This window comes from Gemmiger formicilis, assembly GCF_024462815.1.
Classification (GTDB): Bacteria; Bacillota; Clostridia; order Oscillospirales; family Ruminococcaceae; genus Gemmiger.
Window position 1 is genome coordinate 1 of the sequence record NZ_JANGCG010000083.1, and the last position, 248, is coordinate 248.

Genomic DNA, 248 nt, shown 5'->3' on the forward strand with positions numbered 1-248 from the left:
TTTTGCCGGTTTAACTACAGGATGGCCTAATCTGGCACGGATACAGTTTGTCCCGGCCTTATTGGCGGGGAGTTTCGGAATTGTATTGATCCTGCTGGTGGCGACACTATTATTCGGGCGTATTTATTGTTCGGTGATTTGCCCGATGGGTATTTTTCAGGATGTCGTAGCTTGGATAGCGAAGAGAATAAATCGTAAAAAGCATTATCATTATACCCGTGAAAAACGCGTTTTGCGTTATGGGGTGT

General features: G+C 44.8%; 1 protein-coding gene. It reads left to right on the forward strand.

The features are described 5' to 3' along the window. A partial coding sequence (locus NE623_RS14590; RefSeq protein WP_256276170.1) for a 4Fe-4S binding protein occupies positions 1-248 on the forward strand: 248 nt, incomplete at both ends.